Here is a 24,069-nt window from a genome sequence, read left to right on the forward strand (position 1 = left end):
CTTGCGGCAGCCGGGCGGAGCCTCGCACCCGACCCACCAGATATGGAGCGACGCCCGGCCATCACAAGAGGCCAGACGGCGCGGATCAGAGAATATTTAAACGTGTCGCGACAGCGTGCTGGTTTGATTTGAGGCCTGAGCGGACCTTCAGACCATTTGGGGCTTCGCTCGTGCAGCTTTATGCGAACCGCACTAACTGGACGTTGGGCCAGCTGTTTTCCCTGCTGGCCTAGTCGATCGACTTGTTCTTCTTTCCTGTGCATTCTGAATAGTGGCTTGAGGCCTTGGGACCTTCGTCGACCTGTCTCTCAGACAAAATACCGCAATCTTGTTAGAGAAACGTAGGGTGACAATTGACGAGTAGTTTGCATAGCTCTTCGAACAACTATTACGAGATTCGAAGAATGCCCTCACTTATTCCTAATATTGAAAATAGAGTCCGAAAACTGCCCAAACCAGCTGATGCTGCTCATGCGCTTCAACCGCTTTTTGAAGCTGTCAGCAACGCACTTTACGCAATTGAAGATCGAGTCGAAGCAGGGTCAAAAGTCGACGGACTGGTCCGGATCGAAATCGAAAATTTATCGAAAGCAGACAAGTTTCGTGTCGAGATCACGGACAATGGCATAGGCCTAGATTTGAGAAGGTACGAAGCATTCCAGACCATTGACACTGACTTCAAACGGGCGAAAGGTGGTAAGGGTGTCGGTCGCTTGTTTTGGCTGGATGCTTTCAAAAACGTCCGCGTTGACAGTGTCTATTGGTCAGAAGGTGCCATCAATCGGCGGTGCTTTAAGTTCGTGCTCAACAATGACGAGCAGATCGTCGAAGAACACCTCGAAAACGGGTACACGGGGCGCTCCGAGATCGGTACCACTATAATCTGCGAAGGTTTGCGCACAGATAGTTACCGTAAGCACTTTCCAAAGCAGAAATCATCATTCCTCAGGTACTTCAGCGCCCACTTCATCGCTGATTTTCTTGTTGGACAAGGCACTGCCGTCCAAGTAACGCTTGATGGAGACGTCACGAATTACCCTTCTGCTATTACCGACTTAGTGATTGGACGCAAACTGGACACTGGGAATTTCGAAGTTGAAGACTTCGGCACATTCTCAGTAAGCGGCTATGCTTGCGAAAAAGAAGCAAGCACCGGCTTAGAAGGCAACCACCAACTTCACCTTCTGGCAAACAATAGGACTGTAGAGTCTCGCAAAATCGACGGACTGATAGGCCTTAGTAGCATCAGCATTGGAGATAGAGACGATTTGTACTTTCATGGGTGCGTCAGAAGCGAATACTTTGACGAACGCGTCAACGAGGGCCGAACAGCATTTAATATTCCGGAAGCCAAACTAAAAGAGATCTCTAGAGCCTGCGTAGAACAAGTGCGCAAAACGGTCTTATCCGACCAGGTCAAAGAATATGAAGCTTGTCGAAGACAAAGCTACGATGACTTCGTTGTAAGGCATCCAATTTATGGGTTTGACGAGCCAGAGGTGCAACTTAACCGCGTACCCATCAATGCTACAACTCCCGAAGAGTTTGCGACTGGGCTAGTGAAATATCAGATTAGGCGAGACGAAGAACGTCAGGTGGCAATGGAAAAAGCCATTCAATTGCTCAAGGAAGACGAAGACGTTCCTAAGAACTTTGAAGAAACATTAGAGCGTGCAGTCAAAGAACTTCAATCTTCAGAACAGCTTGCGTTGGCTCAACACGTCGTCCGTCGAAAACTCGTCCTCGATTTGTTTGACCGTTTGCTGACAAGGGTTCGCGAACGAGATGGGAAAAAAGATGATTTTCATCTGGAAAAAACTCTCCATTCCTTCATCGTGCCGATGCATGTTCGCGGAGATGATCCAACTGAGAAGCGATCACGTTCACATGACTTGTGGATACTGGATGAACGCCTTGCATTCACGCGAGCTTTTTCTTCCGACAAGCGTTTCGATAACCTTCTTGAGAACTCCGAGAACGCTGACCGAGCCGATCTTTTAGTATGGGACTATGCCAGCGGCCTCGGCGTTGGAGACCCACAAAGGGGTGGTGAAAAAGTCGATACGAGCCGTCCGTTAGATAAAGTAATGATTGTTGAATTCAAAAAACCCGGTCGTAAAATCTACGGTGCGGAAGATCAGATTCACTTTCAAATCACCAAGTACATCGATGAGTTGCGTGGTGAAGAGGTCGAAGGATTTGGGAGAGAGCGAATTAGAATAGCGGAAGACTGTGTTTTTTACTGTTACGTCGTAGCTGACATTGTCGGAGACCTTAAGAAGCAGCTGTCTACTTGGCCAAAAACTGCGAATGGACAGGGTAGAATTATGCCCCTACAGGGTGATGTGAACGGCTCAATCGAAGTCGTGCAATGGCAAGATTTGGTGAACAATGCTTGGGCGCGAAATGAGGCTACGCTGAATGCAGCTGGGCTGCGCAGGGGTTGAGGTACTTATTGCTGCAATGGTAGCGAACGGCTGATTTGTAGCCTTTTATCTTGCCCAATAGTTTGCAGGCGCGGCTAAAATCGGCAAGGTCCCGCACTGCAGACCAACATGACGTCAAGACATGACCAAATCTTTCTGGACGGGTTCGTCCGGCCGGAAAATCCACTCCCATTTGCTGCGTTCGGCAGGGCGGGAAGGCGGCGGTGGGGGCGCGATTTGACCGTTCCGGAACTGTACAAAATGGCACCTTGCCCTCTGGGACCGGTACAAATTGGACAATTCATCCGGATTCCGTGCCGTCGGCCTCCTTCATCAGCGCTTCCAGCCCGACCCTGTAGTTCGGATAGATCAGCTCGATCCCCAGCTCATCCTTGATCCGATCATTGTGTACCCGCTTGTTTTCCATATAAAAACTGCGGGCCATCGGGGTCATGTCAGCCTCGTCGAACGGCACGGCGGGCGGCAGCGGCAACCCCTGCAACTCAGCAGCATACCCAATCACATCCTGCGGCGGCACCGGCTCATCATCACACACATTGTAAATCGCACCCGGATTTGGGCGTGCCATCGATGCCGCCAGAACCTGTGCGATATCGTCAACGTGTATACGGCTAAATACTTGTTCAGGCTTGATAATTCGCCGCAACCCACCTTTTCGCAACTTGGAAAATGGTCCCCGCCCCGGCCCATAGATTCCCGCCAGCCGGAAGATGTGCAGAGGCAATCCCGGGATAGCGGACCACTGTTCCTCGGCCATCACCCGCCAGCGCCCGCGCTCGGCGGCCGGTTCCGGTGGCGTGGTTTCATCCACCCATCCACCATCATGATCGCCATAGACCGCCGTTGTCGACAAATAGCCGACCCACTCGAGTTGCCCCGCCCTCGCCACGATCTCATCGCCCAGCGCGGCAAGTACAGGATCACCCGCCGAGGTGGGAGAGGTCGAGATCAGCATGTGAGTCACACCATCAAACGACGGCAAGGAACCCGGCCAAATAGTCGGCTCTGCTCCGGATTTCTGAATTTTATCAACCTGTTCTGTGTTTCGCGTCGTGCCGATAACGCGCCATCCACGGGGGATCAGCAGACGCGACAGCGCCTGAGCAGAATATCCGTGTCCAAAAGAAAGAAGTGTGCCTGTCATGTTACCTTGATGGGCTGCAATGCTGGACGATGCAAGCGCCCGATGGACGCACTTGATTCGAATCTCCCCTTGGGCCTTTCATGGGGCATGAGCAAAAAGACACCCGACCTGCACGCCGCCTATGCGCTGGAAACACCGGAAGACCACAAACGGCTTTATGCCGAATGGGCCGGTGATTATGACGACAGTTTCGCAGCGCTCGAAGATTATCAACTTCACGTCCAAACCGCCCGCGCCTTTGTTGCCGCCGGGGGGCAAGGTCCGGTACTGGATGTGGGAGCGGGAACCGGACTGTGCGGCGCGGTGCTGGCCGGTTTGGGCGTCGGCCCGATCGATGCCACCGACATAAGCCCCGAGATGCTGGCCGAAGCGATGCGCAAGGACATCTATCGCGATGCCATCGAGGCCGATCTGAACCTGGGTATTCCAGTTCCACGGGAAAACTATTCCGGGATCGTTTCCTCGGGTACTTTCACGCACGGCCACCTTGGCCCCGAGGCGCTTCCTGCCCTGCTGCGGGTCGCCCGGCGTGGGGCGCAGTTTGCCTTGTCGATCAATGCAAAGCACTATGAAGCAAAAGGTTTTGCTGACATATTACGCGACTTGCAGAACGGACAGATTGAGAACCTGAAACTCAAAGAAGTCCGTATTTACGGAGATCTGGCAGCCGGACCGAACAAGGACGACACCGCCCTTGTCGCCCTGTTCGAAAAGACCTGAGCCGTCTTATTTCCCTTTCCAGACCGGATCGCGCTTTTCGGCGAATGCGCGGGCGCCTTCGAGATTATCCTCGGACGCATAAAGGATATCGACCGTCGCCAGCTGACGTTTGGTGATCCGATTCATGATATCCTGAAACTTGGAATCCTCCGCCTCGCGAACGATCTCTTTTATCGCGGAATAGACCAGCGGCGGGCCGCTTGCGAGAAGGCGCGCCAACTCCCAAGCGCGATCCATCAACTGATCGGGCGGGACAATCTCGTTCACCATCCCCCAACGTTGTGCCTCGGTCGCGTCAAACCAGCGGCCGGTCAAAAGCAACTCCATCGCGATATGATAAGGAATGCGTTTGGGCAATTTCACGCTGGCGGCGTCGGCCACGGTGCCCGACCTGATTTCGGGCAATGCAAAGGTCGCATGATCCGCTGCCACGATCATATCGGCGCTCAACGCCAGTTCCAGACCGCCACCGCAGGCTATTCCGTTCACTGCCGCGATAACGGGCTTGTTCATGTCGCGCAATTCCTGCAAACCGCCAAAGCCGCCGACGCCATAGTCACCATCGACGGCGTCGCCATCGGCTGCGGCCTTCAGATCCCAACCAGGGCAAAAAAACTTCTCGCCACCACCCGTCAGAATGGCCACGCGCAAATCCGGGTCGTCGCGAAAGTCGCGAAATACCTCACCCATAATCCGGCTTGTCTGCAGGTCGATCGCATTCGCCTTGGGGCGGTCCAGGGTGATTTCAAGGATCGCGCCATCACGCTTGGTTTTAACTGGATTCATGAGCTTGCCTTTCGAATGAGGGCATCCACAGCGACCGCGCTGGTCGCCGTACATATCAACGGATTTATTTCAACTTCACCAACGCTGTCCGCATTGGCAATGACATAGGCTTGCACCGCCTCGACCGCATCAAGCACCGCGTCGAGATCGACACCTGGTCTTCCACGATATCCTGCCAACAGCGGGGCGCAGGCCAAGAGATCAAGTGATTCACGAATGGCCGCGCGGGCGGAGGGGATCAGCATTGAGACGGTGTCGCGCAGGATTTCAGCCAGTATGCCACCTGCCCCAATAGTCAGTACATACCCATGCGCCGGGTCGCGGGTGACGCCCACCAACAACTCGGCAACGCCTCCGGTTGCCATTTCTTCGATCAGAACTTCCGGTGTTCCAACTTTGTCGACAGCATCTGCAATGTTTTTGATCTCCACGCCCAGCAAAACCGCCCCATGTTCGGACTTGTGTGCCAGACCAACGCCCTTGACCGCAAATGGCCCCTTCATGGATCGGATTGCGTTGACGGCTTGATCCGGCCGCACCGTCACGCTGCGAGGTATTTTCAGACCGAAGGCCGCCAACTCTGCCTTGGCTTCCGCCTCGGTCAGAACAACGTCAGCCTCGAGGTTTCTTGGCAACAACACGGCGTCCGCCAAGCTCGGCAAGGGCCGAGTCGCCGCCTCTGCTGCTGCCAAGGCTTCATGCAGGCCGGCAAAGGGAACAACCCCGCCAGCCATGAGGGTTTTTGCAACGGTTTCCGGCATAAGTTCTGGCAAGGTCGCGGCGACAGCGAATGGCTTCCCTTCTTGCGCACAGTTCAGCGCGGCTTGTGTCGCGCATTCCCAATCGGTGGCATCTGTGTGCGGATAGTCAACAATGGCTAATGTTAGAGCCACATCCGGACCGGTCATGCTCATCCACGCCCGGGTCATTGCTGGCGTATCGCGCCAGATATAGGTGTGATAGTCCAGAGGGTTCGCCAAGGCGACCATCGGCCCAAGTGCTGCGCGCAAATCAGCCTTTTGACAATCGGTCAGGGGCGGGAAATGCAAGTTACGCCCAACAGCCATGTCAGCGGTCAGACTGGCCTCGCCACCCGAGCAACTGATTGTGCTGATCCCGTTTCCTTCCAGCCGGCCTGAAACATGGAGCAGCTTCAACGTCTCCAGAAAACTTGGCACGTCGTCCAACCGCGCGATCCCAAGCCGGTCCAGAAAGGCTTGCGCACCGGCATCGCTGCCGGCAAGCGAGGCGGTATGCGACACGGTCGCGGTCTGTGCATGCGAAGACTTGCCCATTTTCAGCGCGACGATCGGTACATCCCGTTCACGCGCGCGGGCGGCCAGGGCTTCCCACTTTCTCAGATCACCAAAGCCTTCGATGTGAACGCCGATTGCGGTGATCCGGGGATCATCCAACAGGGCCATTGCGATCTCGGCCTGATGGGTCTGGGCCTGATTCCCACATGTCAGCATGAAAGCCAATGGCAAGGCGCGCCGCTGCATCGTCATGTTGATAGCGATGTTCGAACTTTGCGTCAGGATGGCAACGCCGCGGTCGACATGCCGCATGCCGTGCTGGTCCGGCCAGATCACGACGCGGTCCAGCGCGTTTATGAAACCATAGCAATTCGGCCCAAGGATCGGCATGTCTCCAGCCGCCGCCACCAACCGCGCCTGCAAGTCCGCTGATCCGGCATCCTCGGCCAGGGCCTCTGTAAAGCCGGAAGCAAAGCAGATCGCTCCGCCGGCGCCGCTTCGCGACAGAACTTCCACGGCCTCGATAGTGGCGTGGCGGTTGATGCCGATAAAAACGGCATCCGGCGCTTCGGGCAAGGCCTCGATGGTCGCGAACACGGGCTCACCGGCGATCTCGGTCGCCTTTGGGTGAACCGGCCAAACCGGGCCGGAGAACCCGAACTTTCGAACTTGCCGAATGATTTCGGCGCACCACACTCCGCCACCAATAACCGCAAGAGAACGATAATGCAGAACGCGTTTCAGAGACTCTAACTTGGTGGTTTCTCGCATTTCTGGAGTGAATTCTGACACGGAGGTCATGCCCCAAGCGCCCTCAACAAGTCACGGCTGATGATATGGCGCTGGATTTCCGATGTGCCGTCCCAGATCCGCTCGACCCGCGCGTCACGCCAAAACCGCTCCAGTGGATAATCGTCCATCAGACCCATACCGCCGTGAATCTGGATTGCGGCATCGGTTACCCGCGCCAGCATCTCGGACGCATAGAGCTTGGCCGAGGCAATCTCGCGGTTGGCAGGAAGTCCCTTGTCCAACCGGTCCGCTGCTGAAAGGGTCAGCAGATCGGCTGCGTCGATCTCGGTGATCATGTCCGCGATCTGGAAAGATACGCCCTGAAACTTGCCGATTTTCTGGCCGAATTGCTCGCGTGTTGCGGCGTAGTCCAAGGCATAGTCAAAGCACCTGCGCGCGCGACCGACCGACATGGTCGCCACCGTGATCCGGGTGGCATAAAGCCAGGTGTTCATCACCTCGAACCCGCCGTCGACATTGCCCAGAACCTGTGCGTCCGGCAGGCGGCAGTCGTCGAAATCAAGGATCATGTTCTTGTATCCCCGATGACTGACCGACTTGTACCCATCACGGATCGTGAATCCGGGCGTTCCGCGATCGACGAGAAAGGCCGTAATCCGCTTCTTGGGGCCTTTGGGTGTCTGGTCTTCTCCGGTCGCGATGAACACGATGAGGAAATCCGCGTGATCGGCACCCGAGATGAAATGCTTGGTGCCGTTGACCACCCAGTCGCCTCCGTCGCGGACGGCCGAGCATTTCATGCCCCGCACATCCGACCCCGCGCCCGGTTCGGTCATCGCCAGTGCATCCATTCGCTCACCGCGCACGGCGGGCATCAGGTAACGTTCAATCTGCTCGCCTTCGCAGGCCATCAGGATATTCTGCGGGCGCCCAAAAAAATGGTTCAGCGCCATTGACCCACGCCCCAACTCTCGTTCGACCAACGCGAACTCAAGATGGTTCAGCCCGGCGCAGCCGACGCTTTCGGGGAAGTTGCAGGCGTAAAATCCAAGTTCGAGCGTCTTGCGCTTTATCTCGTCCGCAATCTCCTTGGGCACTTCGCCGGTGCGCTCTACCAGGTCTTCGTGCGGATAAATCTCGTTCTCCACGAAACTGCGAACAGTTGCGGCAATCATTTCCTGTTCTTCGGACAAGCCGTATTGCATTCTGTGTCTCCGGACTGAGTTGGGTTTATCCTGAACAGGGTTGCAGCGATATTCATGCAGAAGTAGACATCAGTCATGCAAGATTGGATAAAATCAACCTCTGCAATGCAGCAATTCGGCGTGCTGCTGTTCGATGGCTTTTCCAATCATTGCCTTGCCAACACGGTTGAACCGCTGCGTGCCGCCAATACACTGTCGGGGAAGGCATTGTACCGTTGGCAATTCCTGTCGCTCGGCTCCGACCCTGTGACCTCATCCTCTGGCTTGCAGGTGTCACCGCATGACACGCTTGGCAATGCATCCGGCGACATGTTGGTCGTGATGCCGTCCTATGGGTATCTTGGGCACAGTGGGTGGCGCACGCAGGCAAGCCTGCGTTCGGCTTCGACCCGTTTTTCCATGATAGCAGGAATGGACACAGGAAGCTGGCTGCTGGCTGAGGCCGGGTTGCTGGATGGTCATCGCGCCACGATCCATTGGGAGGAGATGACCGGCTTTTCCGAACGCTTTCCCGAAGTCGATGTACATCGGGAAAGGTTCATCATCGATCGGCGCAGGATCACCTGTTCGGGTGCGATGGCCGCGTTCGATTTGGTAATGCACCTGATCGGACAAGACCACGGGCAGGCCCTTGCGCTGGAGGTAGCGCAGCTTTTTATGACGCGGGAGTCTGCGCGATCTCACAGTGGCGGCGCAGGGTCGTCCAGCGCTTTTGTAAACAAAGCTCTAGCGCTGATGCAGGAACACCTGGAAACGCCGCTGCCAATCCCGGTAATTGCCCGCCGCGTCGGACGGACACAAAAGGTGCTCGAAGCAAAGATGCGTGCCGATCTTGGTGCCGGCCCAGCGCAGGTTTATCGCCGCCTGCGCCTGAATTTGGCGCGCAAACTGGTGGTGGAAACCCAACTCTCAATTGGCGAAATTGCTCTGCGGGCAGGGTATGACGATCCTAGCGCCATGACGCGGGCATTCAGGACAGAGTTCGGCACCACTCCACGCGCGTTACGCGGCTAACCGCGCCCTCGATAGGTCGGCACGCCCTGATCCGGGATCCAGACACCTGACAGTTCCGGACCAGATTGGTAGAACACGTCGATCGGAATACCACCCCGCGGATACCAATAGGCACCCACGCGCAGCCATTTGGGTTTCAGCACCTCTTCCAGCCGCTTGCCGATGGTCACGCTGCAATCTTCGTGGAAGGCACCGTGATTGCGAAAGGCGCCGAGAAACAGCTTGAGCGACTTGCTCTCGACCAGCCAATCACCCGGAACATAGTCGATCACGATATGGGCAAAATCGGGTTGGGCCGTCAACGGGCAGAGTGAGGTAAACTCCGGCGCCGTGAACCGCACCGCATAGTCCGTTCCGGCCTGCGGGTTGGGTACTTTTTCCAGCACCGCTTCATCGGGAGATTTGGGCAACTCGGTCTTGCCGCCAAGCTGGGTCAGGTTCGCATAGATGTCTTGATTAGCCATGTTAGAGCCTCATACGCCGCGCCTGTTGCCCCAAATCAGGACATGCAGTTGCGGCAGGATGGTGGGGGCATACCAACGATCCCCCAGGGTTTTTTCGATCAGCCATTCATACCGGTTCATGATACCGCCCATGTCAATGACAGCATCATACGAGTCTGGCGGCGGTGGCGTGTGGTTGCCCGGTTGCAGATAAAGCGGCAGTTGCGGGTAGCGCGCGGCAACCTCGCGCGCCCAGTTGTAGTCAGCGTTATCAAAGACCACGATCTTGAGTACCTTATGCGTTTTCATTGCGGCACAAGCACCGAACACGTCCCAATCCATCACTTCACCGGAGGACGGCGGTTTGGGGCTGAGGATCAATGTTTGCAACTCGTCGAACCAATTCCGCGCGACCGAGCCCTGGGTTTCCATCACAAAGGAATAACCTTTGGACTTGCCCAATGAGATCACGGGCGAAAAGTCTTGTATGGCGGGATTTCCGCCGGAAATAGACACTGTTATTGGCATTTCTCCGGATAACTGTTCGACTTTGGCCATGATTTCTGCCGGTGTCATGGGCAACCATTCAAGGCGGAACCGACTGTCAACAGCATGCAGGCTGTCACACCACGAACAGCGATAATCACAGCCGCCGGCACGCACGAAAACGGTCGGCACACCGATCACGGCCCCCTCACCCTGAATGGTCGGACCGAAAATCTCGGCAATGCGCAGGCGCGTCATGGCCGGTATTCCGCCCATGTCTTTGGCGTCTCGCTGACGCGCACCGCACTGGTTTGTGCCCAGCGTGTCTTGCAGAATTCATAAACCTCTTTCGCCAACCGTTCTGAAGTTACCATGTCATGACCAAACACGTCGTTGAGGTGTCGATGATCCAACTCGTCATCGATCCAGGTTTTGAGCGGCTTCAACTCGCGATAGTCCACCACAAACCCGTTCAAATCCAGTTCGCTGGCGCTCAGTTCCACTTCGACCACGTAATTGTGCCCGTGCAATCGGGCACAGGGATGATCGTCGGGCAAGTCGCACAGCTGGTGCGAGGCCGAGAAATGGAACTCCTTGGTGATACGAAACATCAGGCCACCCCCACAGCCGCTTTCCAGAACTCCGGATCGGCATAAATGGTGGGGTCTTCGACACCTGCAATGTGAAACGCTTCTCGTCGTTCCACACAGGTACCGCAGCGCCCACAATGGGTTTCACCGCCCTTGTAACACGACCATGTGTCAGCGAAGGGAGTGCCATGCTTTGCGCCTTCGGTCACAATAGCCGACTTTGGCACCCGGACAAAGGGTGTATAGAGTCTAACACTGGCATATCCGTCCAGCGCCTTTGCCTGCATTGCCTCGAATGCTTCGGTGAACTCCGGCCGACAGTCGGGATAGATGAAATGATCACCGCCATGAACTGCTGTCGCCACAGCATCCGCCTGTTTGGCGGCGGCAACACCAAAGGCGATGGCCAGCATGATCGCGTTGCGGTTGGGAACTACGGTAACTTTCATTGTCTCTTCGGCATAGTGCCCGTCTGGCACATCCACATCGTCGGTCAGGGCCGAACCGCTGAGATGCCTTCCGATATGGCCCATGTCGATCAGGTCGTGCGGTACACCCAACCGGTGGGCACAACGGGCTGCGAATTCGACCTCTTTCCGGTGGCGCTGGCCATAGTCGAACGAGATCAGTCCGACCAAATCATGCTCGGCGGCCACCTTGTGTGCCAACGAAACCGAATCCAGTCCGCCAGAGCAGATGACAATTGTCTTCACTTTTCAGATCCTTGTTTTGTAGGCCGGGTAGGCTGCGACCGGCGTCCGGACCATCCGGACCGGGTGCGTTTAACAGATGGGCAGTGGGCAGGTAAAGTCCCTGACCCCAATTCAAGGACGATGCGGACGAAGACGACCAAGAAGCCTCCCCGCCCGATAGTGATGTGTAATTCAGGTGTACATCTGCTTTTTGAAAGCCCGGGTTCGGTCGGTCGCGGCTGCGGTTCCGTCGTGATAGGTGCCGAACCATTTGTCGAACGGAATTTCCGAAGTGCCATAGTTGCACTCGAAATACCGGTGATGCAGTTGGTGAAAGAAATCCCCGGCACGCGCGGCTTCTGTATCGTTTGCCTTGATTTTTTCAAAGCCGGAGTGTGACAGGATCGGGCTCACCTGCTGGAAATACACATGATACAACAAATGCAGCGGGTGCGAGGCCACGAGCAGATGGATGAAATAGGTCGTGAAGTAGAGCATGTTTTCGTACCAATGGTTCGAGATACCCGACCACGGCCCAACATTGACATTACGATGATGTACCGCATGCACATGCTTGTACAGTTTCGGATGGTGTTCCAACCGGTGGACCCAATAGAAATGAAGCCCTGACCACATCGGGATAAAGAACATCCACACCACGAACCAGACCGGCGCCTGTTCCCAGGTGATAACAGGTGCCCAGCCATTTGCCATCGCCCAATAGATGATCCACTGATAGACGGTTGCCACGGTCATCGCGCTGCCCAATGTCCACCAGATATTGTCCCATACCTGATTACGAAAGGTGAAAATACCGTTGTTGCGGGTCAGATCACGGCGGTCGAATTTCTTGTGCATTCCCTGGCCCTTGCGCATGTAGAGCCACCAGTGCAATCCACCGGCAACCAGCGTCTGAGGCACCATGTTCAACAGCCAGACACGGAACATCCAGCCAGGCGAAAAGCTCTGCATCGACTCAAGCGATGGCAAGAAAAAGACATAGGCAATGAACGCCACCGTCATGCACAAGGTGAGCGACGTGATCTGCAGCCACGCGCCACTGTACCATTTCAGAACCGCCGCGGGGCGTGGTGGCCAATTGAAAAGGGGGTTGAGGGGAACAGCCGTTTCGGGGCGATAATTCCAGCGGTTGGATTCGGGATCTTGTAACACTTCAGCCATGGTGTGAGCACTCTGCAAAGGGTGAGTCAGTTTGCGTAATCGGAGCCTTCAGCATCCAGAACGGCCTTGATTTCGCGCATATGCGCCTCGGCCTGACCGGGATAATCCTCAAGTTCCTGAGCGGTCTTTTCTGCGATTTCATCGGGCAGAACCCGCAGTTTTTGTCCGGTTTGCAACGCGCGGATATATGTTTCAGCCGCGCGTTCAAAATAATAGAGTCGATTGAAGGTATCAGCCGGGTCCTTGCCGATGACCAGTACGCCGTGATTACCCATGATCATCACGTTCTTTTTTGGGTCCGACAGCATCGAGGCACAACGCGCGCCTTCGCTTTCGAAAGCCAAACCGCCAAATTCTTCGTCAATCACATAGCGATTGTAAAACGTCGCGGTGTTCTGATCGATGGGCGGCAAAGTGCTGTCTGCGAGCGAGGCCAGAACCGTTACAAAAGTGGAATGGACATGCATGACACAGCGCGCGTGCGGACAAAGCCGGTGGATCGAGCCATGCAATCCCCACGCGGTAGGGTCCGGGGCGCCGGGTTTCTTCATTGTGTCCGGATCGTTGGCGTCGAGCAGCAGAAGGTTCGACGCCGTGATGCGCTTGAAATGCATCTGGTTCGGATTCATCAGGAATTGCGTGCCATCCTCGTTCACGGCGAGGCTGAAGTGGTTGGCAACTCCTTCGTGCATATTCAGTCGTTCGGTCCAGCGAAAGGCAGCAGCCAAATCCACGCGATCCTGCCAATGGTCGATGTTGGGACGCAGGTTGGTGACACTCATGGCGATTCTCCTGAGGAATAAGGCAGCGACTTCGGTCATCTGAAAACCTGCATGCGCAGTGTGATTTTGACCAACGAAAAAAAAGCGGCTACTTCATTAGCAAAACTTATGCCAAGGTTATGCAAATGCAGACACGCCTTCCTCCGCTCGGTTGGCTTCGCACGTTCGAGGCAGCGGCGCGCCACTTGTCTTTCACCGGCGCGGCGCGGGACCTGAACATGACGCAAAGCGCTGTCAGCCAGCAGATCAAATCTCTGGAGGGCCATCTAGGCCGACCCTTGTTTCATCGCCGCCCGCGTGCACTGGAACTGACCGAAGCGGGAATCACCTATTTGCCGGTCGTGCGCGACGCGTTTCGGACCTTGCTGAGGGGAACGCAGGCCGTGACCGGAGACCGGAAAAACACCGTTCAGGTTCAATGCAACATCACGTTTGCTGTGAACTGGCTTGGCCCGCGCCTGCCGAAGTTCCGAGCAATGCATCCCGAAGTGCACCTGAGCATCTATACCGAGCTGTGGGAGCCCCGGGAAATGGCCGAAGGCGCGGCGGTTGAGATTCGGTATTCGCTGCGCCCAGCGGATACGGTTCGGACGGAATTGCTGACAACCGATTACTATTTTCCTGTCTGCGCCCCGAGTTTCCCGGTCACGCTGGAAAACCTGCACGACCAGCCGCTTTATGACTGTTCAAACTTATTGGCAAATTGGGCCGCCTGGGCCGAAGATATGGGTCTAAATTGGCAGAATCCTCCGATTACCTATTCCACCACATATATGGTCGGTCTTTCTGTAGCCATGGCTGGGGGAGGGCTGTGCATGGGTCACAAAGTGATCGTTTCGCGCCTTTTGGCCGAGGGTCGGCTGGTGGCGCCATTCAAACACAGCGTACTGATGCCCGAGGCCTATTATCTGCTGTTGTCACCTCAAGCCGAAGAGATGCCTGGAGCAATCTCGTTTGCAAACTGGATACGGTCCGAAATCGCGGCCGAAGAATACAAATGAAGTTCACACGATGTCATGCCTCGTTCGTAGGCATCAGATCTTTTGGACGACTAGGCACCCAAGCATATCCATTTTCGCACAGAATGTACGCCTCGCGCAGACCATGCGGTTTGTCCGTCGCTTCTTGCAATACAGTAACACCGTATTTCATTGCCTTTGCGACCGAAACGTCGGGGTTTGTGTCATATAGGCGGATCTCGATACCAACACCCCTAGGCGGATTTTCTGGAAGGAGGCCTTGGAGGGGATTGGAATGATACGTTGCGTCGGAATGCAGCTGAAACACCTGGTTTCCATACGTAACGATTGCGAAGTCTGCCGTAACTTGATGACATTTCGCCGCAAAAACAGTCTCTAAAAAATGGCATTCAGCCTTCACATCCCGAACGAGAAGGTTCAATCCGATGCCCTTCAGGGACCGGCCGAACGTATCGGCCTCTATCGTTTCATAATCCATGGCGAGAGCTTCCTTGTTCCCGATCAGCCGGTCAAGCAGTGTTTCGTGATCCTTTGGTGACAAACGCATCACAGGGGTTGCGCACGTCCTGACATTCGGGAAAGTTGAGCCATGGAACACACACCTTTCCCAACCTGGCCCGACGTTGCACCTCGGCTCATTGCCGTTGCCGCAGGACGCGAGGCAGCGGATACCGTTGTCCGCGGTGGTATCTGGGTCAACGTGCACAGTCGCGAAGTGCTGTCCGACCATTCGATAGCGATTGCCGAAGGTCGGATTGCCTTTGTCGGACCTGATGCGTCACACTGCATTGGTCCCGATACGCATATTATCGAAGCACAAGGCCGCTACATGATCCCCGGACTTTGCGATGCCCATATGCACATCGAGTCGGGTATGCTGACGCCGGCCGAATTTGCCCGCGCCGTGATCCCGCATGGCACCACGTCGATGTTCACCGACCCGCATGAAATCGCCAATGTGCTGGGGTTGGCCGGTGTACGCATGATGCATGACGAAGCGTTGATGCAGCCGGTCAACATCTTCACTCAGATGCCGTCCTGTGCACCCTCCGCTCCGGGGTTGGAAACCACCGGGTATGAAATCTCGCCAGAAGACGTGACCGAAGCTATGGCCTGGCCCGGTATCATCGGGTTGGGCGAGATGATGAATTTTCCTGGCGTATCGAATGCCGATCCCAAGATGCTGGCCGAGATTGCAGCGACGCAACGGGCAGGAAAAACGGTTGGCGGACACTACGCTTCACCTGATTTAGGGCCTGATTTTGCTGCCTATGTCGCCGGAGGCCCTGCTGACGATCACGAAGGAACCTGCGAAGACGATGCCATTGCCCGCGTACGTCAGGGCATGCGGTCGATGATGCGGCTAGGCTCGGCCTGGTACGATGTGGAAAGCCAGATTACCGCCGTTACGGAAAAGGGTCTTGATCCGCGCAACTTCATCCTGTGCACCGACGATTGCCATTCAGGCACGTTGGTCAATGAAGGCCACATGAACCGCGTCGTCCGCCATGCCATTGCGTGCGGATGCGATCCGTTGGTCGCGCTTCAGATGGCGACGATCAACACAGCAACACATTTCGGGTTGGAGCGCGAGATCGGCTCCATCACCCCAGGACGTCGCGCAGACATTATCCTCAGTTCAGATCTGCGGGATTTACCCATCGATGTGGTCATCGCGCGGGGGCAGGTGGTGGCCGATAATGGTGAGATCAAGGTTGATTGCCCACATTTCGACTGGCCGGACACGGCCCGAAATACGGTGCATCTAGGGCATTTGCTGACCTCTGCCGACTTCGAAATCCATGCTCCCGGCGGCGCAAACCAGGTGCGTGCCAATGTGATCGGCGTGGTGGAAAACCAAGCCCCGACCAAAGCATTGAAAGTTGAACTTCCGGTTGTCGACGGTTTGGTAGGAGGTGATGGCGAGACTTGCCAGATCGCATTGGTCGAACGGCACCGAGCAACCGGAGGAGTCACCAACGCTTTTGTGTCCGGGTTTGGGTACAAAGGCAGGATGGCAATGGCCTCGACCGTGGCGCATGACAGCCATCACATGATTGTCGTCGGCACCGATCGGGAACAGATGGCCCTTGCCGCCAATCGCCTGGCCGAAGTTGGCGGCGGCATCACCATTTTTCGCGATGGCGAAGAACTGGCATTGGTGGAGCTTCCAATTGCCGGCCTGATGTCTGACAGCCCAGCCACCTTGGTTGCGGCCAAGGCTCAGGCCATGGTCGATGCAATGCAGGACTGCGGTTGCAAATTGAATAACGCCTATATGCAGCACTCTTTGCTGGCGCTGGTGGTCATTCCCGAACTTCGAATATCCGACCTTGGGCTGGTCGATGTGCGCACATTTGAAAAGATTGACCTGTTGGAACCGCTTGAATGACAAGAATAGGAATACCCGAATCTCCGGCAACGGAATCCTTTTCCGACCCAAACGCCGCTGTAAGAAGGCTGGAAGAGTTGTACCAGCAAGCTACGCAATATCTGTGCGACCGGTTCTCGGAAACTCTTAAAAACGGGCCACCGTCAGGGCGCTTTCGTGCATTTTACCCCGAAATTCGGATCAAGACTTCATCTTATGCACATATCGACAGCCGTCTGAGTTTTGGTCATGTCGCTGAACCTGGACATCATGCCACGACAGTGACGCGGCCCGACCTGTTCCGATCTTACCTGACGCAGCAGATTGCATTGCTGATCAAGAACCATGACCAGCCCGTGTTCATCGGACCGTCCGACACGCCTATCCCGGTCCATTTCGCGGTGGCCAACAATTCCGATCTAGTCGTTCCGCATCAGGGCGCGGCAGGTTTCACGTTGCGCGATGTCTTTGACGTGCCGGACCTGACGACTACGAATGACGATATCGTCAACGGGACCCATGTTCCCGAAAACGGAACCGGTCCACTGGCGCTGTTTACCGCGCAGCGGATTGATTATTCGTTGGCGCGACTGGAACACTATACCGCCACGAAAGCCGAACACTTTCAAAACCACATTTTGTTCACCAACTACCAGTTCTATGTATCCGAGTTCGAGGCTTATGCGCGCGCGCAGCTGGCCAATCCGCAGAGCGGTTACACGAGTTTTGTTTCCACTGGGAACGTCGAGATACTTGAACCCGAAGCACCGATCGACACCCCGCTGAAGCTGCCGCAAATGCCGACCTATCACCTCAAGCGCGCGGATGGATCGGGCATCACGCTGGTCAATATCGGCGTCGGTCCATCAAATGCAAAGACCGCGACGGATCATATCGCGGTTCTGCGTCCGCATGCGTGGTTGATGGTAGGTCACTGCGCGGGGTTGCGGAACACTCAGGCGCTGGGCGACTTCGTTCTTGCGCATGCCTATCTGCGGGAAGACAAGGTGTTGGACGACGACCTGCCGGTATGGGTTCCGATCCCGCCCCTTGCCGAGATTCAGATTGCGCTGGAAAAAGCTGTGGCCGAAGTCACGGAGCTGGAAGGATATGAGCTTAAGCGTATCATGCGCACCGGAACGGTTGCTTCGGTCGACAACCGGAACTGGGAATTGCGCGACCAGTCCGGACCGGTTCAGCGGCTCAGCCAGTCGCGGGCCATCGCACTGGACATGGAAAGCGCCACCATCGCGGCAAACGGATACAGGTTCCGGGTTCCATACGGCACGTTGCTGTGTGTTTCGGACAAGCCGCTGCACGGCGAACTAAAGCTTCCAGGCATGGCCTCATCCTTCTATAACACTCAGGTAAACCGCCATCTGGCGATCGGAATCCGAGCAATGGAGGCCCTCAGAGGGATGCCATTGGAACGATTGCACAGCCGGAAATTGCGTTCTTTCGACGAAACGGCCTTTTTGTGAAGCAAAAAAGCAACGAAATCCTCATATTTTTGGGGATTCCGACGCTACTATTCGTTGTGTTCCCCCACAATATGCCGTTACAGTTGCGCGGTGAGGCCCTATGGATCGGGCACTGTAAGGAGACCAAGAAATGGCAAAGCCTATGACCAAGACTCAGCTGGTTGCTGCTCTCGCTGAGGAAATGGGAACTGACAAGAAATCCGCAAACTCCGCACTGGAGGCCATCACCGGCCTGATCACGCGCGAAGTTTCCGCCGGCGGTGCGGTCACCCTGCCGGGCGTTGGCAAGATCTATTGCCGTGAGCGCCCTGAGCGTCAGGTTCGCAATCCCGCCACCGGAGAGACCTTTACCAAGGAAGCCGACAAGGTTGTGAAAATGACCATCGCCAAAGCGCTGAAAGACAGCGTGAATGGCTAATTCGTAATACCCACGAATTTGGAAAGGGGTCGCTGATGCGGCCCTTTTTCTTTTGTAACGTCGAAACTGGCGACACTTGGCTGCGACTTGGCGACAGATCTCTTGCGACCCACCAAAAAATGCGAAACAGTCCGACCAGTCACGTTGGGGGGTTTTGTTGGATCTTCGTGCCATTGCCATGGGGCTGGCCTTTGCCTTTATGTGGTCATCGGCCTTTACGTCGGCGCGCATTATCGTCGCGGATGCATCGCCGTTGTTTTCGTTGGCTTTGCGCTTTCTGATTTCTGGGGTGATCGGTATCCTGATTGCAAGAGCGATAGGACAAAACTGGCGCCTCACCCGCTCACAATGGTACGCGACGATTCTGTTTGGAATCTGCCAGAATGCCCTTTATTTGGGTCTGAACTTCTATGCCATGCAGACTGTCGAAGCGTCGTTGGCGGCCATTATTGCTTCAACGATGCCGTTGATCGTCGCTTTGGCCAGTTGGGTCTTGTTCGGTGAAAAACTGCGCCCGCTCGGTGTCTTGGGGCTTTTGGCAGGTTTCGTCGGCGTTGCCCTGATAATGAGCGAAAGGATCAGTGCGGGGATCGACCCGTTTGGTGTAATCCTGTGTGGAATTGGCGCATTGGCATTGGCCTTTGCAACACTGGCGGTGCGAGGGGCCACGTCGGGCGGAAATTTCATGATGGTTGTCGGGTTGCAAATGCTCGTTGGATCGGCAATCCTTTTTGTTGCCGCACCGGTCTTTGAAAGTATTCGGATCAACCCGACTTGGCCTCTGGCGCTGGCCTTTGCCTACACGACGTTCATTCCCGGACTGACAGCCACATTTGTCTGGTTTCTATTGCTCAACCGCATTGGCGCGACCCGTGCGGCCACCTTTCATTTTTTGAATCCGGTTTTCGGTGTCGCCATCGCCTATGCCCTGCTGGGAGAGCGCCTTGGAATACTGGATGCCATCGGCGTTGCCATAACCACAGTTGGCATCCTTGCGGTGCAACTCTCACGGCAACCTTCTTCAAAAAACGCATAGATTGCCAAGGCATCACTTGGCCGACTGTTTCCACTGTCGTGCCACTTGCACGTCTGCGCGAGCAGGTTGAAATATGTCTTTGCTTTCCGCAATCGGCACACCATTTACTGCGAAAGTATAGCCAAAACAGGAGAGGCCATGACCCGGTACAAAAAGGACCACGAGGCCATCGCCGCACTTTCCCGTGAGGAGTTTCACGTCACGCAACGCAGTGGAACAGAACGCCCGGGAACAGGCAAACATCTGTACAACAAAGAACCCGGCATCTACGTCGATATCGTTTCGGGCGAACCTTTGTTTGCGTCGACACACAAATACGAATCCGGTTGCGGCTGGCCGAGTTTCACAAAACCCATCGAACACACCCATGTCGAAGAGTTTGAAGACCGCAGCCTGGGCATGATCCGTATCGAGGTACGTTCAAAACACGGCGAAAGTCATCTCGGGCATGTTTTTCCGGATGGCCCGCGCCAACATGGCGGACTAAGATATTGTATCAATTCGGCCGCACTTCGATTTGTGCATCGTGATGACATGGAAGCCGAAGGTTATGGCGAATATCTGGATCAGGTGGAGGATATCTGATGAGCGAACAACGGGCCGTTCTAGCCGGAGGGTGTTTTTGGGGTATGCAGGATTTGGTCCGGAAACTGCCCGGGGTCAATCGAACCCGGGTCGGCTATACCGGTGGCAACGTACCTAACGCGACCTACCGCAACCACGGAACCCATGCGGAAGGGATCGAGATCTGGTTCGATCCGGCAAAAATCTCATTCCGCCAATTGTTGGAGTTCTTCTTTCAAATTCACGATCCGACAACCGTGAACCGTCAGGGCAACGATATCGGGATGAGCTATCGCTCTGCCATCTATCATGTGGACGAGGATCAAAGGCAAGTCGCGCTGGAAACAATCGCAGATGTGAACGCCAGTGGATTATGGCCAGGCAAGGTCGTGACCGAAGTGGAACCAGTTGGCGATTTTTGGGAAGCCGAACCGGAGCATCAGGACTATCTCGTTCGCCTACCCAACGGTTATACTTGCCACTTTCCACGACCAGATTGGGTGCTGCCAAAGCGGGCTGATGCAGCTGAATAGGCTCTGACAACGGAAAGGCGCGGGTTTTTGCCGTGCCTTTTTCAGCTTGTTGCGACGCGCGGGCGGCCGCTGGCTTCGACCGTCAGCATGCCTTCGACAAAAACCTGTCGCCCTTCGACCTGCACAGATTTGATATCGCGTTCGACAATGACACGGATATCCTCGGCACCGGCAGCCTTGGCCGCACTTTCCGTCTCAGCGCGCAAAACTGCTTCGAGCAACGCCAGAGCTTCGTCCGAGTTTCCGTAATCTTCAGGCCCCTCCTCCAAATGCACCCGGAACCGACCTTCGGACGGGCTAGTCACGGTACCGGCTCGCCGGATCGTTACGCGCCCAACCACAGCACCGATCGCGTTTGCCACGCCCGCATGTTCCGGTAGAATCATATTCGACCGCAGTCTTTTCCCGACCGCAGGATAATAGCTTGGCGCCGATGCACCCAGCCCCACCACATCCACGTTGAGCGCAGCATCCAAAGCCAGCAAACCGCGATGCGCGGAAAGCCCTCGATGCGTCAGAATATGCCTGGCCAGTTGCTCTGGCGGAAGGCCGAAATCCTCTGCTTCTTCGGAGAATGCAGTCTCTAACAGGGTTAAACTTGTCTGCTCGGTCAGTTGATCGATGATTGCCTGTGCAAGTTCCTCGGCGTTCTTTGCCAGCCTTTCACCGGATCCGACTCGCTTTCTGGAATAGAGTTCCAGCGCTTTTTGGGCTGCGTCTGTGTCCCAGGCATCCAGCCGTCCGAGAACGTGACTAGCGTCCGAAGGCGTCACGCCCGAGATCTGAACAATGCCTCGGTCCACCAACCGCGCCAGAGCGCTGTTTTCCATGCGCGTGTGCAGCAACTTTCCCAGCGGCAGAACCTGATCACCCAGCCTTTCCAACAATATCCCTTCTCGCGGGCCAACTCCTTCGGTCGGAACGCCGGGAACAATACGGGCGAAACGGGCATCGTGTTCGCTGACCGATGTTGAACGCAACTGTTCGTCAAGGATGTCGTGTATGGCGTCGCCTTCTTCTGCAGCAATCAGGGACACAGGCAAAACGCGTCGAGGACCAAGGAAAACGCCCCCTGCCAACCCGTCGGTAACAACGTGAACCTGACTGTCTCCGCCCAGACCGTGCGTGCGCATAGCGACGGCCTCAACCATTGTCCGAAATCCGCCAACCCGCGCACCTGCCGGATCGATGGCTGGTTTTCCGTCACGGATCAAGGCCACGTCCGTCGTCGTTCCTCCGATATCCGAGACAATCGCGTTTTCTACTCCGGTCAGCCAACGCGCGCCCACGATCGAGGCTGCGGGGCCGCTCAGAATCGTTTCGATTGGTCGCTCACGGGCTTGTTCGGCACTCATCAAAGCACCGTCCCCCCTAACGACCATCATCGGCGCGGTTACCCCCATTTCGCGCAGCGTATCCTGCGCCCGCCCGATCAGTCGATCAATCATACCGATCAGGCGAGCATTCAAAACGGCCGTTATTGCGCGTTTCGGCCCGTTCAACTTGGCCGAAAGCTGATGAGAACAGGTGACAGGCGCGCCGGTCATCTCGGCAATGATCCGCGCCGCTTCCAGCTCATGGGCCGGATTGCGTGTCGCAAATTGTGCCGCAACCGCGAATCCAGAAATCCCCGTGTTGGTCTCGAGAAAGTCCCGCAAGGCCGCGACATCAAGTGGCTGAATCTGATTGCCCGCGTGACTGTGCCCGCCGGAAATCTCCAGTGCGGGATCGCCTTTCAGCGCATCGCGCAAGCCGTGCTTTTCAAGATCACCGTCGCGGAACCCAACATAGATCAACGCCACCCGCCCGCCTTGGCCTTCGACAAGCGCATTTGTGGCGAGAGTCGTAGAAAGAGACGCTAACGATACCTCGCTTGCGGATATGCCAGCCTGTCCCAGGACCGCCGAAATCGCCTTGCCCACACCAATCGCCAGGTCGACCCGCGTAGTCAACGACTTGGCCGAGGCGACGACCTCTTTCTCGTCCTTGACCAACACGGCATCAGTATATGTTCCGCCGGTATCCACACCCAAAGCTAACGCCATCGGGTCTCTCCTTCTATTCGCTGTTGCGGGGTTTAGCGACTTGGCGTGATGCGTCCAGCCTGTTTGCGTCATTTATGACAACTGTTTCACCGCCCAGCGCGCCGCGTCCGCGACTGCATGGTCGGGATCGGCCGTCAGCGCACGCGCGGTTGGCAACAGTACCGCTGAACCGGAGTTTCCGATGGCGTAAAGCACATTTCGCACAAACCGGTCCCGGCCAATTCGTTTGATTGGAGAACCAGAGAACATCTGTCGAAAGGCCGCGTCGTCCAGAACCGCAAGTGCTTTCAGCCTTGGTGCCTTTAGTTCATCGCGCGCAGAATAGCGTATGTCGCTGGCAGCTACGGCGAACTTGTTCCAAGGGCAGGCGGCAAGGCAGTCGTCACAACCATAGATGCGATTCCCCAGCTTTCCGCGCAATTCTTCATCCACCGGGCCCTTGTGCTCGATCGTGAGATAGGAAATGCAGCGGCGAGCATCCAACTGATAAGGGCTTGGAAAAGCGTTCGTGGGGCAACTGTCCAGACAAGCTCGGCACGACCCGCAGCGATCCTTTTCTGCACCATCTGCAGGCAGATCGAGGGTTGTGAAAATCGACCCTAAAAAGGCCCAATTTCCCCAATCCCGGCTTACCAGATTCGTGTGCTTTCCCTGCCAACCAAGGCCAGCCGCCTGCCCCAGCGCCTTTTCAGGAACCGGTGCGGTATCCACAAAAACTTTCACCTCGCCGCCCGCTTCGGCAATCAACCAGCGCGCCAGCCGTTTCAAGCGCTTCTTGACCAGATCGTGGTAGTCCTTGTTCTGAGCATAGACCGAAATTGCTCCGGATTCCCGCTCCGCAAGTATGGCTGTAGGATCATGTTCGGGTGTGTAGCTTTCCGCCAACATGATCACTGACCGAGCTTCCGGCCACAACGCCGCTGGATTGCCGCGCCACGCCATCCGCTCCGCCATCCAACCCATTTGACCGTGAAAACCAGATGCAACAAATGCGGCCAGTCGCTCAGGTGCCTTCGGCACATCCCAAGGCCGGCAGACGCGACAGGACACAAACCCTTCCTGCAGCGCCATCGCGATCAGCTTTTCCTTCAACTCCTGGCTCATGCTTCTTTCTGGTCCCAAATACCCCGGGGGAGACGCC

At 56.0% G+C, this 24,069-nt stretch carries 23 protein-coding genes; 10 read left to right on the forward strand and 13 right to left on the reverse strand.

Features of this window, described 5'->3' with window-relative positions:
* Positions 1 to 404 precede the first annotated feature (404 nt).
* Positions 405 to 2,447, forward strand: a complete 2,043-nt coding sequence (locus AC2FNB_RS08645) for an ATP-binding protein (RefSeq protein WP_496745706.1) — start codon at positions 405 to 407, stop codon at positions 2,445 to 2,447.
* 280 nt (positions 2,448 to 2,727) lie between these two features.
* Here AC2FNB_RS08645 and AC2FNB_RS08650 read toward each other — a convergent pair whose 3' ends face one another.
* Positions 2,728 to 3,591: an SDR family oxidoreductase gene (locus AC2FNB_RS08650; RefSeq protein ID WP_496745708.1), complete on the reverse strand. Its 864-nt coding sequence runs from the start codon at positions 3,589 to 3,591 to the stop codon at positions 2,728 to 2,730.
* A gap of 87 nt (positions 3,592 to 3,678) precedes the next feature.
* Here AC2FNB_RS08650 and AC2FNB_RS08655 point away from each other — a divergent pair, with 87 nt between their 5' ends.
* Entirely contained in the window at positions 3,679 to 4,311 is a 633-nt protein-coding gene (locus tag AC2FNB_RS08655; RefSeq protein WP_496745710.1) for a class I SAM-dependent DNA methyltransferase, read from the forward strand.
* Between the two features lie 6 nt (positions 4,312 to 4,317).
* On the opposite strand, the gene AC2FNB_RS08660 is transcribed toward AC2FNB_RS08655, so the two are convergent.
* Genes AC2FNB_RS08660 through AC2FNB_RS08670 form a run of 3 tightly spaced genes read right to left on the reverse strand, consistent with a single transcriptional unit; the run spans position 4,318 to position 8,311 of the window.
* Entirely contained in the window at positions 4,318 to 5,097 is a 780-nt protein-coding gene (locus tag AC2FNB_RS08660; RefSeq protein ID WP_480749039.1) for a carnitinyl-CoA dehydratase, read from the reverse strand.
* Positions 5,094 to 7,154, reverse strand: a complete 2,061-nt coding sequence (locus AC2FNB_RS08665) for an acetate--CoA ligase family protein (protein WP_496745712.1) — start codon at positions 7,152 to 7,154, stop codon at positions 5,094 to 5,096. The genes AC2FNB_RS08660 and AC2FNB_RS08665 overlap by 4 nt, the downstream gene beginning before the upstream one ends.
* The gene (locus AC2FNB_RS08670; RefSeq protein WP_480749041.1) at positions 7,151 to 8,311 is read right to left on the reverse strand and encodes an acyl-CoA dehydrogenase family protein; all 1,161 of its coding nucleotides are present in this window, start codon (positions 8,309 to 8,311) and stop codon (positions 7,151 to 7,153) included. Before AC2FNB_RS08670 ends, AC2FNB_RS08665 begins: the two co-directional genes overlap by 4 nt.
* Before the next feature lie 75 nt (positions 8,312 to 8,386).
* On the opposite strand from AC2FNB_RS08670, the gene AC2FNB_RS08675 reads away from it, so the two are divergent.
* Positions 8,387 to 9,325 (forward strand): GlxA family transcriptional regulator, encoded by a 939-nt coding sequence (locus AC2FNB_RS08675; RefSeq protein ID WP_496745714.1) that lies wholly within the window; start codon positions 8,387 to 8,389, stop codon positions 9,323 to 9,325.
* Here the strand turns inward: AC2FNB_RS08675 and queF are convergent.
* The 6 genes from queF to AC2FNB_RS08705 all read right to left on the reverse strand — a co-directional run bounded on the left by queF (position 9,322) and on the right by AC2FNB_RS08705 (position 13,500).
* The gene (gene queF, locus AC2FNB_RS08680) at positions 9,322 to 9,789 is read right to left on the reverse strand and encodes a preQ(1) synthase (RefSeq protein ID WP_480749043.1); all 468 of its coding nucleotides are present in this window, start codon (positions 9,787 to 9,789) and stop codon (positions 9,322 to 9,324) included. The two genes, AC2FNB_RS08675 and queF, sit on opposite strands and share 4 nt — an antisense overlap.
* Positions 9,790 to 9,798: 9 nt before the next feature.
* A complete protein-coding gene (gene queE / locus AC2FNB_RS08685; protein WP_496745717.1) occupies positions 9,799 to 10,512 on the reverse strand; it encodes a 7-carboxy-7-deazaguanine synthase QueE in 714 nt (237 codons plus the stop codon).
* Positions 10,509 to 10,865: a 6-carboxytetrahydropterin synthase QueD gene (gene queD / locus AC2FNB_RS08690; protein ID WP_496745719.1), complete on the reverse strand. Its 357-nt coding sequence runs from the start codon at positions 10,863 to 10,865 to the stop codon at positions 10,509 to 10,511. The genes queE and queD overlap by 4 nt, the downstream gene beginning before the upstream one ends.
* Positions 10,865 to 11,557 carry a 7-cyano-7-deazaguanine synthase QueC gene (gene queC, locus AC2FNB_RS08695; protein ID WP_496745721.1) on the reverse strand — a complete coding sequence of 231 codons (693 nt, stop codon included), beginning with the start codon at positions 11,555 to 11,557 and terminating at the stop codon, positions 10,865 to 10,867. The genes queD and queC overlap by 1 nt, the downstream gene beginning before the upstream one ends.
* Positions 11,558 to 11,728: 171 nt before the next feature.
* Complete coding sequence (locus tag AC2FNB_RS08700; protein WP_480749047.1) at positions 11,729 to 12,718, reverse strand: sterol desaturase family protein; 990 nt, start codon at positions 12,716 to 12,718, stop codon at positions 11,729 to 11,731.
* Between the two features lie 26 nt (positions 12,719 to 12,744).
* A complete protein-coding gene (locus AC2FNB_RS08705) occupies positions 12,745 to 13,500 on the reverse strand; it encodes a class II aldolase and adducin N-terminal domain-containing protein (protein WP_480749048.1) in 756 nt (251 codons plus the stop codon).
* Positions 13,501 to 13,625: 125 nt separating this feature from the next.
* Here AC2FNB_RS08705 and AC2FNB_RS08710 point away from each other — a divergent pair, with 125 nt between their 5' ends.
* Positions 13,626 to 14,501: a LysR family transcriptional regulator gene (locus tag AC2FNB_RS08710; protein ID WP_480749049.1), complete on the forward strand. Its 876-nt coding sequence runs from the start codon at positions 13,626 to 13,628 to the stop codon at positions 14,499 to 14,501.
* Between the two features lie 13 nt (positions 14,502 to 14,514).
* Here AC2FNB_RS08710 and AC2FNB_RS08715 read toward each other — a convergent pair whose 3' ends face one another.
* Positions 14,515 to 14,958: a VOC family protein gene (locus AC2FNB_RS08715; protein ID WP_480749050.1), complete on the reverse strand. Its 444-nt coding sequence runs from the start codon at positions 14,956 to 14,958 to the stop codon at positions 14,515 to 14,517.
* A gap of 111 nt (positions 14,959 to 15,069) precedes the next feature.
* On the opposite strand from AC2FNB_RS08715, the gene ade reads away from it, so the two are divergent.
* From ade to msrA, 6 genes are all read left to right on the forward strand, one after another.
* Positions 15,070 to 16,872 (forward strand): adenine deaminase, encoded by a 1,803-nt coding sequence (gene ade / locus AC2FNB_RS08720; RefSeq protein ID WP_496745724.1) that lies wholly within the window; start codon positions 15,070 to 15,072, stop codon positions 16,870 to 16,872.
* Positions 16,869 to 18,332, forward strand: coding sequence for an AMP nucleosidase (locus AC2FNB_RS08725; RefSeq protein WP_496745726.1), 1,464 nt, complete (start codon positions 16,869 to 16,871; stop codon positions 18,330 to 18,332). The genes ade and AC2FNB_RS08725 overlap by 4 nt, the downstream gene beginning before the upstream one ends.
* A gap of 130 nt (positions 18,333 to 18,462) precedes the next feature.
* The gene (locus AC2FNB_RS08730) at positions 18,463 to 18,750 is read left to right on the forward strand and encodes an HU family DNA-binding protein (RefSeq protein WP_117871130.1); all 288 of its coding nucleotides are present in this window, start codon (positions 18,463 to 18,465) and stop codon (positions 18,748 to 18,750) included.
* A 157-nt stretch (positions 18,751 to 18,907) separates the two neighbouring features.
* Positions 18,908 to 19,786, forward strand: coding sequence for a DMT family transporter (locus tag AC2FNB_RS08735; RefSeq protein WP_496745728.1), 879 nt, complete (start codon positions 18,908 to 18,910; stop codon positions 19,784 to 19,786).
* Between the two features lie 138 nt (positions 19,787 to 19,924).
* A complete protein-coding gene (gene msrB / locus AC2FNB_RS08740) occupies positions 19,925 to 20,371 on the forward strand; it encodes a peptide-methionine (R)-S-oxide reductase MsrB (protein ID WP_480749054.1) in 447 nt (148 codons plus the stop codon).
* A complete protein-coding gene (gene msrA, locus AC2FNB_RS08745) occupies positions 20,371 to 20,883 on the forward strand; it encodes a peptide-methionine (S)-S-oxide reductase MsrA (protein ID WP_480749055.1) in 513 nt (170 codons plus the stop codon). Before msrB ends, msrA begins: the two co-directional genes overlap by 1 nt.
* 41 nt (positions 20,884 to 20,924) lie before the next feature.
* Here msrA and AC2FNB_RS08750 read toward each other — a convergent pair whose 3' ends face one another.
* Together AC2FNB_RS08750 and queG are read right to left on the reverse strand one after the other, a co-directional pair.
* Positions 20,925 to 22,928 carry a hydantoinase/oxoprolinase N-terminal domain-containing protein gene (locus AC2FNB_RS08750; RefSeq protein ID WP_496745731.1) on the reverse strand — a complete coding sequence of 668 codons (2,004 nt, stop codon included), beginning with the start codon at positions 22,926 to 22,928 and terminating at the stop codon, positions 20,925 to 20,927.
* Between the two features lie 72 nt (positions 22,929 to 23,000).
* Positions 23,001 to 24,032, reverse strand: coding sequence for a tRNA epoxyqueuosine(34) reductase QueG (gene queG / locus AC2FNB_RS08755; RefSeq protein WP_480749057.1), 1,032 nt, complete (start codon positions 24,030 to 24,032; stop codon positions 23,001 to 23,003).
* Positions 24,033 to 24,069: the final 37 nt, after the last annotated feature.

The sequence above is a fragment of the Ruegeria sp. BHSB058 genome, assembly GCF_059613285.1.